Source organism: Curtobacterium sp. NPDC087080, assembly GCF_044745105.1.
In the GTDB taxonomy this organism is placed as follows: domain Bacteria; phylum Actinomycetota; class Actinomycetes; order Actinomycetales; family Microbacteriaceae; genus Curtobacterium.
The window spans coordinates 216,262-229,726 of sequence record NZ_JBIUZP010000003.1 but is presented as its reverse complement, the minus strand read 5'-3'; the positions used below and the strand labels follow the sequence as shown (position 1 = coordinate 229,726).

Below are 13,465 nucleotides of genomic sequence, written 5' to 3'. Positions count from 1 at the left end.
CCGTCACCACGCGACACCGCCGCGCTCGACGACGATCCGGCCGACGCGGGCGAGGTCGCGCTCCCCGTGGTCCTGCAGCACGTAGAGCCCGAGGTCGGCGACCCGTGCGGCGACCGCGGGGTCGCTCGTCAGCGGAGCGGGTCCGAGCGTCGCGACGACGCGCTGGGACACGGCGTCGACCGCGCGACGCACCCGCGACCGCGTCACCTGCGCCACGAGCGACCAATCGGTGTCGTCCGACCCCGCTGCGTCGATCCGGGCCGCGGCGGTCGCGAGGGCGTCCTCGGCGTCGGCGAGGTCGACCACCGTCGCGCCGAGCGCTGCCCGGAGCAGCTCGGCGTCGGGGCGGTCGACCGTGGCGGACCGGAGCAGCCGGGCGAGCCCCACGGCTCCACCCCACCAGCAGGCCGCGACGCCGATGCCGCCCCACGCGAAGCCCGGACGGGTGAGGTACCAGCCGGGTGCGCCGACGGCCGTCGCCCGGACACCGGAGAAGTCGACCGGGCCGCTCGGGACGTCGGGCATCCCGCGTGCGACCCAGGCCTCGTCGTGCGGCGCGACACCCTCCTGTCGCAGGTCGACCGCGAACAGCTGCCGGTCGCGGCCGACGTGTGCGGTGACGAGCGCGTGCGAGAGCGTCGACGCGAGCGAGCACCACGGCTTCGTGCCGTCGAGCCGGACCGCGTCGGCACCCACGGCGGGGTCGGGGGTGGCGGTGAGCGTCGTGCCCGGCGCCTCGGCCGCGAAGACGCCCCACGTCGAGCCCTCCGGAGTGGTGGAACCGGCCTGCGCGAGGATGCCGATCGCGTCGAGGTGCGGCTCGACGGTGCGGGCGAGCGCGACGTCGGCGGCGGCGACGGCCGCGAGTGCCGCGAACGCGCCACCGGCGGTCCCCGCGGACAGGGGTGGAGCGGCGTCGGCCAGCCAACGTGCGAAGGCGAGCCGGTCCTGCGGGGACGAGCCGGTCCTCCCGGCCGTCGCCTCGACGTCTGCGGTGTCGACGTCCGTGACGGACGGGGGCCAGGCCGGGGATCGCAGCATGGGGTCGACGCTACGGGCGACCGCCCGCACGACTGCTCGGGGAAGCACCGGCCGGTCCGTACGGTCAATCGGACGATCCACAGAGCGCGGAGGGGCGCTCCACAGACCGCTCATAGGATCCGCACCGATCCTCGAAGGCGTGACCATCTCCCAGCCCGCCGCAGCCCCTCGCCTCACCCGCGCCGACGGCACGCCGTTGCGCATCCTCGTCGTGGACGACGAGGCCAGTCTCACCGACCTGCTGTCGATGGCGCTCCGCTACGAGGGCTGGGACGTGAAGAGTGCGAACAGCGGGCAGGACGCCCTGACGACGGCACGCGAGTGGAAGCCCGACGCGATGGTGCTCGACGTGATGATGCCCGACCTCGACGGCCTGCAGGTGCTCGGGCGGCTGCGGCAGAACAACGACGACACCCCGGTGCTGTTCCTCACCGCCAAGGACTCCGTCGAGGACCGCGTCACCGGGCTGACCGCGGGCGGCGACGACTACGTCACGAAGCCGTTCTCGCTGGAGGAGGTGGTGGCGCGCCTCCGCGGGCTCGTGCGCCGCTCCCAGATCTCGGTGTCCGAGGCCGGCGACTCCCGCATCGTCGTCGGTGACCTGGTGCTCGACGAAGAGTCGTACGAGGTGTCCCGCGCCGGCCGGCCCATCGAGCTCACCGCGACCGAGTTCGAGCTGCTCCGCTTCCTCATGCGGAACCCCCGCCGGGTGCTCTCGAAGGCGCAGATCCTCGACCGGGTGTGGTCGTACGACTTCGGCGGCAAGTCCAGCGTCGTCGAGATCTACATCTCCTACCTGCGGAAGAAGATCGACGCCGGCGAGACCCCGATGATCCACACGGTGCGCGGCGTCGGGTACGTCATCAAGCCGACCTCGTGACGCTCCGACGACGGCTCGTCCTGAGCATCGTCGCGATCGTCGTCGCGCTCAGCACCGTGATCGGGGCGGGCAGCATCGTCGCGCTGTTCTCGATCCAGCGCGCCGCGATCGACGACCAGCTGACGAGCGCGACCAGCCGTGCGCAGCGGTCGGTCGAGCGGCAGGGCGCCGGTGGACCGGGGCTGGACATCACCCGTCCGAGCGGCCAGGCCGCCGGGACCCTCACGCTCTACTTCCTCGATGCACGGACCGTCGTCGGCGGGGTGCTCGCGCAGGACGGGGACGTCGTCGCGGTGCCGGACTCGTCGACGCAGCCGCTCTACGGGCTCAGGGTGGACGGCGCCACGCGCACCGTGGACCTCGGCGGCGACCTCGGCCGCTACCGGGTGACCGCCGTGTCGCTCGGGACCGCCGTCCTGGTCGTCGGGCTGCCGATGACACCCGTCTACGAGAGCGTCTGGAAGCTGTTCGGCGTGGTGCTCGTGGTCACCGCACTCGCCCTGCTCGCCGCCACCGGGGTCGCCGCGGTCGTGGTCCGCCGGTCGCTGCGCCCGCTCGAGCGGGTCGCCGAGACCGCGTCGAGCGTCGCGCGGATGCCACTGGAGCGCAGCGACGCCCTCGACGGTGTCCGGGTCCCCGACACCGACCCGCGGACCGAGGTGGGTCGGGTCGGCACCGCCTTCAACCGCATGCTCGGGCACATCGCGGGCGCCATGCAGGCCCGGGAGCGCTCGGAGCAGAAGGTCCGGCAGTTCGTCGCCGACGCCTCGCACGAGCTCCGCACACCCCTCGCCTCGGTCCGCGGCTACGCCGAGCTCACCCGACGCATGGGTGCGGACCTGCCGCAGGACGTCGTCTACGCGATGAGCCGCATCGAGTCGGAGTCACTCCGGATGACGAGCATGGTCGAGGACCTGCTGCTGCTCGCCCGCCTCGACGAGGGTCGCGAGGTCCAGTTCGCCGACGTCGACCTGACCGGCCTCGTGCTCGACGCGGTGAACGACGCCCACGCCGCCTCGCCCGACCACGTCATCGCGGTCGACGTGCCCGACGAGCCCGTGGTCGTCCCCGGCGACGCCGCCCGGCTGCACCAGGTGGTCGTGAACCTCGTGACGAACGCCCGGACGCACACCCCGGAGGGCACCCGCATCACGGTCGGCATCGCTCGTGTGACGGACGGCGTCGACCTGACCGTGCACGACGACGGGCAGGGGATCGACCCGGAGTTCCTGCCGAAGCTGTTCGAACGGTTCGCGCGGGCGGACAGCTCACGGTCGCGGAGTGCCGGGTCGACGGGCCTCGGCCTGGCCATCGTCGACGCGGTCGTGCAGGCGCACGGTGGTCGCGTCGCCGTCGCGAGCGTCCCTGGGGACACCGTCTTCACGGTGCACCTGCCGGGTACCCGACCGGCGGGCCCGGTCGCGGGGCCGACCACGGCTGACGAGGCGACCGCCTGACGGACGGGAGGCGCGGGAGCAGCCCGGCCACGAGCCTCCCGTCCGCCGCTTGGTCACCGTCGGATCCTGTGGTACCTTCGTCGAAGCCAAAGACCGCCGGTCGTCTGTGCGCTCGCGCACAGACCGAAGGTCCTCACTCGTGGGGCAGCCAGCGCAGGTGTTCAGAACAACTCCTCCCGTTCGCGGGGGAGCAGCTCCGAGCCTCTGCGCCGGAGCTTTTTTCGTGTGGTGACCAGGGGCTAGCCGGCAAGAACCCCAAGGAGAACCATGGCGAACAAGGAAGCTGCGGTCGCCGAGCTCACGGAAGCATTCCAGAGCTCGAACGCCGTTCTGCTCACCGAGTACCGCGGTCTCACGGTCGCGCAGCTCAAGGAGCTCCGCAACTCGATCCGTGAGCACGCCACGTACGCCGTGGTGAAGAACACGCTGACCAAGATCGCGGCGAACAACTCCGGCATCACCTCGTTCGACGAGGAGCTCGCCGGTCCGTCCGCTCTCGCCTTCGTCCACGGTGACACCGTCGCCGTCGCGAAGTCGCTGCGTGCATTCGCCAAGGCGAACCCTCAGCTCGTGGTGAAGGGCGGTTACTTCGACGGTAACCCGCTCACCGCGACCGAGGTGGACAAGCTCGCTGACCTCGAGTCCCGCGAAGTGCTGCTCGGCAAGCTCGCCGGCGCCTTCAAGGCCTCGCTGTTCGGTGCTGCGTACCTGTTCCAGGCACCCCTCTCGCAGGCCGTCCGCACCGTGGACGCCCTCCGCGAGAAGCAGGAGTCCGCGGCCTGACCAGGCACGCGTTCATCAACCACACGTACTAGCTAGTAGTAGGAGAAAATCATGGCGAAGCTTTCGCAGGACGAGCTCATCGAGGCCTTCAAGGAGCTCACGCTCATCGAGCTCTCGGACTTCGTGAAGAAGTTCGAGGAGGTCTTCGAGGTCACCGCTGCTGCCCCCGTCGCGGTCGCCGCGGCCGGTGGCGCTGCTGCCCCCGCCGAGGAGGTCGAGGAGAAGACCGAGTTCGACGTCGTGCTCAAGTCGGCCGGTGACAAGAAGATCCAGGTCATCAAGGAGGTCCGTGGCCTCACGTCGCTCGGCCTGGGCGAGGCCAAGGCGCTCGTCGAGACCGCCGACGCCAAGATCCTCGAGGGTGTCAACAAGGAGACGGCCGACAAGGCGAAGGAGGCCCTCGAGGCCGCCGGCGCCACGATCGAGCTCGCGTAGTCTCGACCTCTGGTCACGAAGGCCGCTGCCCCTCGGGGTGGCGGCCTTCGTCGTGCGCGGGGCGCCGGTGGGGGCGCGGCGGGGCGCGAGTCTCGGGCTGAGCGACGCTTTTCGCGCCGATGGAGGCGAGAAGCGTCGCTGAGCGCGAGACTCGGGCGAGGCTTGGCCGCTCACCAGGTGACGCGGTGCTGGCGGAACAGGGCGCTCAGGCGGTCGGGATCGACGAGGTGCCACCACGTGGGACGCACCACCGTGCGGACGCAGGGCAGGGATCGCAAGCGGTCCTCGCGGATCTTCTCGTGCCAGACGGCTTCGGCGGGGCTGCGGCCGGCGAGCATGGTCGGATCGGAGTACTTCTGCCGCCCGTCGAACTCGACGACCACGCGGAGGTCGGGGAGCCAGAAGTCCACGCGGTCGAGCGTGCCGTCCGGGTGCCGGAAGGTGTGCTGTGCGATCGGCCGGGGGACGCCGAGCTCGACCATCCGCACCGCGGTGTACGACTCGCCGACCGATTCGTGCTGCGGGTCGAGCGCCTCGGCGACCGTGCGGGCCCGGACGGATCCCCGACAGGGACCCACGGGGAGTGCCTCGAGGAAGGCGTCGATCGTCACCGTGCCGGTCCGTACGGCGTGGTCGACGGCCACCGCCGCCACCGACGGCGGGGAGGTCGTCGCCAGGTCGAGCGCCGTGCGCAGGCGGCTGGTCACTGGTACCCCGGCGAGGACCACCGGCGGCGACTCGGTCTCGGGCATGCCTGCGTGGCGGACGACGCGTGCACGGTCTTCCGTGCGGCGGGTGTGCGGATCGACGAGGTGCACGCGCTCGGGCGGGGCGTCGATGACCGGCCACCCGAGGACGAGCGCAGCGGTCGTGTGCGAGAACGCCGCTCCCTGCCGGACCGCCGGGGCGATCGCCCGTGCGAGCAGCAGGTGCCGAGCCTGCGGCACGAGCTGCTGCCACACCGCCGCATCGACGTAGACGCCCTGAGCGAGCCGGACGAGCGCTCCGGCTCGGTGCCGTCGCTGCAACGCTCGCGCCGTGGCGAGGTCGTGCGGTGTTGCGCGGAGCAGGGTAGGCGGTTCGGTGTCCATGACCGCAGCGTGCAGGATCCGCGAGGTGACCATCGGAGGGCGGCGAGCTCCTGTGGATGGCGAGCCGCGCCTCCCGGCTGTGGACGAGTCTCGTCACGAGCGGCGCGAGACTCGGCCTGAACGACGCGTCTCGCGTGCGGGACCGCGAGAGGTGTCGCTCGGGCCGAGTCTCGGGCGGGCGGGCTCGGGCGGGCGCGCGCGGGTCAGCGCAAGGTGCTGTGGCGTCGGCCGTAGGCCAGGTAGAGCACGGCGCCGGCGACCATCCACAGGCCGAACGCGATCCAGGTGCCGGCCCCGAGGAACACCGCGAGCAGCACGCAGCACAGGGTGCCGAGCACGGGGACGACCGGGAAGAGCGGGACCCGGTACGAGCGCTCGAGCTCCGGGCGGGTGCGACGGAGCAGGATCACCGAGACGTTCACCAGGGCGAAGGCCACGAGCGTGCCGATGCTCGTGGCGTCGGCGAGCTCGCCGAGGGGCACGAGTGCTGCGCCGACCGCGACCACGATGCCCACGATGAGGGTGTTCGGCACCGGGGTGCCCGTACGCGGCGAGACCCGGCCGAACACGGACGGCACCATGCCGTCGCGCGCCATCGTCAGCAGGATGCGGGTCTGGCCGTAGAGCACCGTGAGCACGACACTGGCGATGGCGATCACGGCGCCGATCGAGAAGACGAGCGCGACGACCGGCTGCCCGGTGACCTCGACCACGATGCGGACGAGCGAGGCCTCGTCGGACGAGAACGACGTCCACGGGCGGGCGCCGATCGCAGCGATCGCGACCAGGATGTAGAGCGTCGTGACGATCACGATCGACCCGATGATCGCTCGCGGGAGGTCACGTCGGGGGTCCTTCGCCTCCTCGCCCGCGGTCGAGGCGGCGTCGAACCCGATGTACGAGAAGAACAGGCGCGAGGCCGCCGCGGTCACGCCGGCCGCCCCCATCGGCGCGAGGGGCGCGAAGTTCTGCGACGAGAAGGCCGTGAAGGCGACGACCACGAAGAACACCAGCAGCGCGATCTTCACGACGACCATGAGCGTGTTCACCCAGGCGCTCTCGCGGGCCCCCGGCAGCAGGACCGCCATCGCGAGGAGCACGAGCACGGCGGCCGGCAGGTTGACCACGCCGCCGTCGCCGGGCGGGGCGGCGATCGCCGCGGGCAGGTGGAGCCCGAAGACGCGCAGGGTCTCGTCGACGTACTCGCTGGCGCCGACAGCGACCGCGGCCACGGAGACCGCGTACTCGAGCACCAGGCACCAGCCGCACACCCAGGCGATGCCCTCACCCATCGTGGCGTACGTGTACGAGTAGCTCGACCCCGAGGTCGGCACCGCTCCGGCCATCTCGGCGTAGGACAGCGCCGACAGCAGCGCGGCCACGCCGGCGAGCACGAAGGAGATCCAGACCGCCGGACCCGCCAACGGCACGGCGGTCCCGAGCACGACGAGGATGCCGGTGCCGAGCGTCGCCCCGACGCTGATCATCATCAGGTGCCAGACCCCGAGCGAGCGTCGGAGCGGCTCACCGTCGACGCCCGCCGCGGCCTCGGCCTGCAGCTGCTCGATCGGCTTCCGGCGTGCGAGCTGGTGACGGAGGGACGTGGGGCGGGAGGGCGCGGACGTCATGGGACCTCGTGATCGGCGCGGGGAAGGGGACGGACGATGTTCGCACGGCCCCTGAACGGGGTCAAATACGCCCTGGGCTGACGACCGCCGCCCCGGTCGGACGCGGGGGATACCGTGGTGCCATGAGCATGGGCCACGGGATGCGTCCGGGCGGTCCCCGCGGCGGCGGGCGGATCTCCAGCGGTGACGTGCAGGCGCAGCGGGCCGCGAACGCCGAGGCACCCCGCATCCCGCACCTGCTCCGCCGCATCGCCGGGCTCTTCGTGCCGCACCGCCGGGCGATCGTGCTGACGGTGGTGCTCGTGCTCGTCGGGGCGGCGCTCTCGGTGATCCCGCCGCTGCTCACGCAGCAGGCCTTCGACCGCGGGCTCTTCCCGCCCTCGGGTCGGCCCGACCTGCCCGTCCTCCTCGAGCTGGTCGGCGGGATGGTCGCGCTCTGGATCGCGAGCGCCGGCGTCGGCATCTGGCAGACGTACCTGACGGCGACCGTGGGCAACCAGGTCATGGGTGCGTTGCGCATGCGGCTCTTCGGACACCTGCAGCGCATGGAGCTGGCGTTCTTCACCCGCACGAAGACCGGCGTCATCCAGTCGCGTCTGCAGAACGACGTGGGCGGCGTCGCGAGCGTGCTCAACAACACGATCTCCTCGGTGCTGGGCAACACCGTCACGGTCATCGCGGCGGTCGTGGCCATGCTGCTGCTCAGCTGGCAGATGACCCTGGTCGCGGTCGTGCTCCTGCCGCTGCTCGTCGTCGCCCAGCGCCGGGTCGGCCAGGTCCGCGCCCGGATCGCCGCCCAGACGCAGGAGTCGCTGTCCGACATGACGGCGATCACCCAGGAGGCACTGAGCGTCTCCGGCATCCTGCTCGCCAAGAGCTTCACCCAGCAGCGCAGCGAGACCCGGCGCTACGGGGACGAGAACCGCAACCAGATCCAGCTGCAGGTCCGGCAGCAGATGTCCGGTCAGTGGTTCTTCGCGATCGTCCAGGTCTTCCTGTCGATCATCCCGGCGGTCATCTACGTGGTCGCGGCGTACCTGATCATCGGGGACGTCCCGATCACCGCCGGCACCATCGTCGCGTTCACGACCGTGCAGTCGCGGCTGCTCTTCCCGACCGTCGGCCTGCTCCGGGTGGTGCTCGACCTGCAGACCTCCGGTGCGCTCTTCGCCCGGATCTTCGAGTACCTCGACCTCCGGCCGGCGATCACCGACGCGGCCGACGCACGGCCGGTGGACGAGACGCGGCTGGGACACGTGGCGTTCGACGACGTCTCGTTCACCTACCCGGACGGCGAACCCGACAAGCCGACGCTGCGCGAGGTCTCCTTCGAACTGCAGCCCGGACAGTTCGCGGCGTTCGTCGGACCGTCCGGCGCGGGCAAGACGACGATCTCGTACCTGGTGCCCCGGCTGTACGAGGCGTCGTCGGGCAGCGTGCGGTTCGCCGGGGCCGACGTGCGCGACCTGCAGCACGAGGACCTGATGCGCCACGTCGGGATCGTGAGCCAGGAGACGTACCTGTTCCACGCCTCCATCGGTGACAACCTGCGGTACGCGAAGCCGGACGCGACGGACGAGGAGCTCGAGCGCGCCGCCCGCGCGGCGAACATCCACGAGACCATCGCCTCGTTCCCCGACGGCTACGACACGGTCGTGGGGGAGCGGGGCTACCGGCTGTCCGGCGGCGAGAAGCAGCGCATCGCGATCGCTCGCGTGCTGCTGAAGGACCCACCGGTGCTGGTGCTCGACGAGGCCACGAGCGCGCTCGACTCGATCTCCGAGCACGTGGTGCAGACCGCGCTCGACACCGCCGCAGCCGGGCGCACCACGATCGCCATCGCGCACCGGCTGTCGACGATCCGCGACTCCGACGTGATCTTCGTCCTCGACCGCGGGCGGATCGTCGAGCGGGGGGACCACGACGAGCTCCTCGCGCGCGGCGGCGTGTACGCCTCGTTGTTCCACCAGCAGAACGACGGGTCGACATCGTTCGTCGCAACCGGGCCGACGGTCGGGCCCGCCACCTAGACTCGGCCGCGTGCGTTACGCGAACTCCGTCGTCGACCTGGTCGGTGACACCCCGCTCGTCCGACTGAACCGTGTCACCGAGGGCATCCGGGCGACCGTCCTGGTGAAGGTGGAGTACCTCAACCCGGGCGGCTCGTCGAAGGACCGCATCGCCACGCGGATCATCGACGCGGCCGAGGCGTCCGGCGAGCTGCGCCCCGGTGGCACGATCGTCGAGCCGACCTCCGGCAACACCGGGGTCGGGCTCGCGCTCGTCGCCCAGCAGCGCGGCTACCGCTGCGTCTTCGTGCTGCCGGACAAGGTCGGCGAGGACAAGCGCAACGTGCTCACCGCCTACGGCGCCGAGATCGTCGTGACCCCGACCGCGGTCCCACCGGACCACCCCGAGTCCTACTACTCGGTGTCCGACCGCCTGGTGCGGGAGATCCCCGGCGCCTACAAGCCGAACCAGTACGCGAACCCGAACGGGCCGCGCAGCCACTACGAGACCACCGGTCCGGAGATCTGGCGCGACACCGAGGGCCGACTGACGCACTTCGTCGCCGGCGTCGGCACCGGTGGCACCATCTCGGGCACCGGCCGCTTCCTGAAGGAGGCGTCCGACGGCCGCGTCCGGATCGTGGGCGCCGACCCCGAGGGCTCCGTCTACTCGGGCGGCACCGGTCGGCCCTACCTGGTCGAGGGCGTGGGCGAGGACTTCTGGCCCGGTGCCTACGACGCGGGCATCCCCGACGAGATCATCGCCGTCACCGACGCGGAGTCGTTCGCGATGACCCGGCGGCTCGCGCGCGAGGAAGGGCTGCTCGTCGGCGGGTCGAGCGGCATGGCCGTCGTCGCCGCCCTGCGTGCCGCACGCGACCTGACCGAGGACGACGTGGTCGTGGTGCTGCTGCCCGACGGCGGCCGCGGGTACCTCGGCAAGATCTTCAACGACCGGTGGATGCGCTCCTACGGCTTCGCCGACACCGACGACGCCCGCACGGTCGGTTCCGTCGTCGCCGGCAAGGACGGCCGGCTGCCCGACCTCGTGCACGCGCACCCCTCGGACACCGTGCGCGACGTCGTCGAGATCATGTCGACCTACGGCGTCTCGCAGATGCCCGTCCTGAGCGCCGAGCCTCCGGTCGTGATCGGCGAGGTCGTCGGTGCCGTCGCCGAGAAGGACCTGCTCGAGCAGGTCTTCACCGGCACCGCGTCGATGACCGACGCGGTGAGCGGCTTCGTCGGTGACCCGCTGCCCCTCATCGGGGTCGGCGAGTCCCTGTCCGCCGCCCGTCGGGCGCTCGAGACCGTCGACGCGCTGCTCGTCGTCGACGACGGCAAGCCCGTCACCGTGCTCACCCGGCACGACCTGCTGACCTCCCTGTCCGACTGACCCGCAAGGAACCAGAACGCATGACCGAGTTCGCCACCCGCGCCGTCCACGCCGGCCAGGACCCCGACGCCACGACGGGCGCAGTCATCCCGCCCATTCACGTCACGAGCACCTACGTGCAGGACGGGGTCGGGAACATGCGGAACGGCTACGAGTACTCCCGCGGCGGCAACCCGACGCGTGACGCACTGCAGACCCTGCTCGCCGACCTCGACGGCGGCGTCGCGGCGTACTCGTTCGCGTCGGGCCTGGCGGCCGAGGACGCCCTGCTCCGCGCGTACCTCGAGCCCGGCGCCCGCGTCGTGATGGGCAACGACGTCTACGGCGGGACGCACCGCCTGGTGAACCGTCTGCACGTGCCGTGGGGCGTGGAGCTCGTCGTCGTCGACATGAGCGACGTCGACCGGGTGCGTGCCGCGCTCGAGGGCGCCCCCGCCAAGACGGTGCTGTGGGTGGAGACCCCGACGAACCCGCTCATGAAGATCGCCGACATCGCGCTCCTCTCCGAGGTCGGGCACGCCGCCGGTGCCCTGGTCGTCGTCGACAACACCTTCGCGTCGCCGTACCTGCAGCAGCCGCTGTCGCTCGGCGCGGACGCGGTGTCCTACTCGACCACGAAGTACCTCGGCGGGCACTCCGACGTCGTCGGCGGCGCGGTCGTCCTGCGGGAGCCGGAGTTCGCGGAGCAGGTCGGCTTCCTGCAGTTCGGGGCGGGCGCGATCGCGTCGCCGTTCGACGCCTTCCTGACGACCCGCGGCATCAAGACGCTGCCGGTGCGGATGGAGCGGCACTCGTCGAACGCGCAGGCCGTGGCCGAGGCGCTCGTCTCCGCGCCGGGCGTCGAGCGCGTGTACTACCCCGGTCTCACGGACCACCCCGGGCACGAGGTCGCCGCGAAGCAGATGCGCGGCTTCGGCGGCATGCTGTCGGTCGCCCTGTCCGGCGGACCCGAGGCGGCGAAGCGCTTCGTCGAGTCGACCGAGGTCTTCACGCTCGCCGAGTCCCTGGGCGGCGTCGAGTCGCTCATCGGGTACCCGAGCGAGATGACGCACGCGTCGGTCAAGGGCACCGAGCTCGCCGTCCCCGAGAACGTCGTCCGCCTGTCGGTGGGCATCGAGGACCAGGGTGACCTCGTCGGGGACGTGCTGCAGGCGCTGTCCCGCTGACCGCGGCCCGCTGTCCACCGCCCCCTGACCACGTCCCGCTGGCCACGGCCGTCGACGCGGGCGGGACGGACGGGAGGCTCCCCACCGGTCCGGTGGGGAGCCTCCCGTCCGTCACCAGGACCTGACGGATCGTCGGTGCGCGCCCCTAGGCTGGCCCGGTGAGCAGTGTGGCGACGAGGTCGGGGATCCTCAGCGGGCGCTACGCGCTCGCGACCCTGGGGATGGTCGCGATCGTCGGGGTGGCCGCGTTCCAGAACCTCGCGATGACGACGGTGATGCCCCAGATCAGCCGCGACCTCGACGGGCAGACGCTCTACGCGCTCGCCTTCGCCGCCCCGCTCGCCGCCGGGGTGCCCGGGATGGTGCTCGCGGGGACGTGGACGGACCGCTCGGGCGGCCGCGTCGTCGCCTGGGTGTCGGCGGTGTTCTTCGCCCTGGGGACGGCCGTCGTGATGACCGCGCCGACGATGGGGGTGTTCCTGGCCGGTCGTCTCGTCGAGGGCTTCGGCGCCGGTGCGATCGACGTCGTGCTGTACGTGCTGGTCGCCAGGATCTTCCCGGCGGAGCTGCACGGGCCGGTCTTCGCCGGGTTCGCCGCAGCCTGGGTCGTGCCGGCGCTCGTCGGGCCGGCGCTCGCGGGGGTCGTGACCGAGGTGTGGGGCTGGCACTGGGTCTTCGCGGGCGCCCTCGTCATCGCGGTCGTCGCCTTCGCGCTCCTCGTCCCGACGCTGGCGCGCCTGCACGCGCCGCCGGTCGAACGCCGGCCCCCGTGGCAGGCGAGGCGCATCGCGTGGTCGGTCGCCGCGGCGCTCGCGATCCTGCTGCTCAACGTCGCGCCGGACCTCGGTCCGTGGGCGCGGGTCGTGGCCGTCGTCATCGGGGTCGTCGGCGCGTGGGCGGCCCTGCGGCCGCTCCTGCCCACGGGCACCTTCCGTGCGGCCGCGGGCCTGCCGTCCGTGGTGCTCCTGCGCGGCCTGGTCGCGGCGGCGTTCTTCGGCAGCGAGGCCTACGTCCCCTTCCTGCTGCAGGCACGGCACGGCCTGAGCGCCTCGGCGGCGGGACTCGCGCTGACCGTCGCCGCCCTGAGCTGGGCCGGGGCGAGCTGGCTGCACGGCCGACTGGGGGAGCAGCGGCTCAGCGCGGCGCGGACCTTCGGGACCGGACTCACGCTCGTCCTGGTCAGCCTGACCAGCGCGCTCGCCGTCGCGGTGTGGGGGCTGCCGTGGTGGGTGCTCGTGGCGGGGTGGTTCGTCGGCGGCGCCGGGATGGGCGCGATGTACCCGCGGCTGTCGATGCTGACGCTCCGTTTCTCGGGCGAGGGCGACGACGGCTTCGCCAGCTCGGCCCTGACGATCGCGGACGCCTCGGGGAGCGTGGTCGGCCTCGCGGTCACCGGGCTGCTCTTCGTCGGCAGCGGGGGAGCCGACGGTGCGTGGTCCTTCCCGCTCGTCTTCGTCGCGATGACGGCGATCGCACTCGTCGGCACGGTGGCGGTCCGGCGGCTCGGGCCGGTGCCCGCGCCACCGACCCCCGGCGCCGCGTGACCCGACCAGCGGTAGCGTGGGAGTCCGATCGAGCC

11 protein-coding genes are annotated in these 13,465 nt (G+C 72.1%); 8 read left to right on the top strand and 3 right to left on the bottom strand.

Translation table 11 applies throughout. The features are described from left to right. Nucleotides 1-3 precede the first annotated feature (3 nt). On the bottom strand, nucleotides 4-1,041 hold the full coding sequence (locus tag ACIPEQ_RS09295; RefSeq protein WP_402714924.1) for an acyl-CoA dehydrogenase: 1,038 nt from the start codon (nucleotides 1,039-1,041) through the stop codon (nucleotides 4-6). 139 nt (nucleotides 1,042-1,180) lie between these two features. Between ACIPEQ_RS09295 and ACIPEQ_RS09290 the strand changes: the two genes are divergently transcribed. The 4 genes from ACIPEQ_RS09290 (at nucleotide 1,181) to rplL (ending at nucleotide 4,596) form a co-directional block, all read left to right on the top strand. Next, nucleotides 1,181-1,921 carry a response regulator transcription factor gene (locus ACIPEQ_RS09290; protein ID WP_126892190.1) on the top strand — a complete coding sequence of 247 codons (741 nt, stop codon included), beginning with the start codon at nucleotides 1,181-1,183 and terminating at the stop codon, nucleotides 1,919-1,921. After that, the gene (locus ACIPEQ_RS09285; protein ID WP_402714923.1) at nucleotides 1,918-3,378 is read left to right on the top strand and encodes a sensor histidine kinase; all 1,461 of its coding nucleotides are present in this window, start codon (nucleotides 1,918-1,920) and stop codon (nucleotides 3,376-3,378) included. Before ACIPEQ_RS09290 ends, ACIPEQ_RS09285 begins: the two co-directional genes overlap by 4 nt. Before the next feature lie 267 nt (nucleotides 3,379-3,645). Further along, nucleotides 3,646-4,161 (top strand): 50S ribosomal protein L10, encoded by a 516-nt coding sequence (gene rplJ / locus ACIPEQ_RS09280; RefSeq protein WP_126892189.1) that lies wholly within the window; start codon nucleotides 3,646-3,648, stop codon nucleotides 4,159-4,161. 51 nt (nucleotides 4,162-4,212) lie between these two features. After that, nucleotides 4,213-4,596, top strand: a complete 384-nt coding sequence (gene rplL, locus ACIPEQ_RS09275; RefSeq protein ID WP_066655204.1) for a 50S ribosomal protein L7/L12 — start codon at nucleotides 4,213-4,215, stop codon at nucleotides 4,594-4,596. A gap of 170 nt (nucleotides 4,597-4,766) precedes the next feature. Here rplL and ACIPEQ_RS09270 read toward each other — a convergent pair whose 3' ends face one another. Further along, a complete protein-coding gene (locus ACIPEQ_RS09270) occupies nucleotides 4,767-5,687 on the bottom strand; it encodes a hypothetical protein (RefSeq protein WP_402714922.1) in 921 nt (306 codons plus the stop codon). Between the two features lie 203 nt (nucleotides 5,688-5,890). After that, on the bottom strand, nucleotides 5,891-7,315 hold the full coding sequence (locus tag ACIPEQ_RS09265) for an APC family permease (RefSeq protein ID WP_126892187.1): 1,425 nt from the start codon (nucleotides 7,313-7,315) through the stop codon (nucleotides 5,891-5,893). A 128-nt stretch (nucleotides 7,316-7,443) separates the two neighbouring features. Between ACIPEQ_RS09265 and ACIPEQ_RS09260 the strand changes: the two genes are divergently transcribed. The 4 genes from ACIPEQ_RS09260 to ACIPEQ_RS09245 all read left to right on the top strand — a co-directional run bounded on the left by ACIPEQ_RS09260 (nucleotide 7,444) and on the right by ACIPEQ_RS09245 (nucleotide 13,430). Further along, a complete protein-coding gene (locus ACIPEQ_RS09260; protein ID WP_402715245.1) occupies nucleotides 7,444-9,345 on the top strand; it encodes an ABC transporter ATP-binding protein in 1,902 nt (633 codons plus the stop codon). A gap of 10 nt (nucleotides 9,346-9,355) precedes the next feature. Continuing rightward, nucleotides 9,356-10,720, top strand: coding sequence for a cystathionine beta-synthase (locus ACIPEQ_RS09255; RefSeq protein ID WP_402714921.1), 1,365 nt, complete (start codon nucleotides 9,356-9,358; stop codon nucleotides 10,718-10,720). 20 nt (nucleotides 10,721-10,740) lie between these two features. Further along, nucleotides 10,741-11,886: a cystathionine gamma-synthase gene (locus ACIPEQ_RS09250; RefSeq protein ID WP_402714920.1), complete on the top strand. Its 1,146-nt coding sequence runs from the start codon at nucleotides 10,741-10,743 to the stop codon at nucleotides 11,884-11,886. A 158-nt stretch (nucleotides 11,887-12,044) separates the two neighbouring features. Further along, a complete protein-coding gene (locus ACIPEQ_RS09245) occupies nucleotides 12,045-13,430 on the top strand; it encodes an MFS transporter (protein ID WP_402714919.1) in 1,386 nt (461 codons plus the stop codon). Nucleotides 13,431-13,465: the final 35 nt, after the last annotated feature.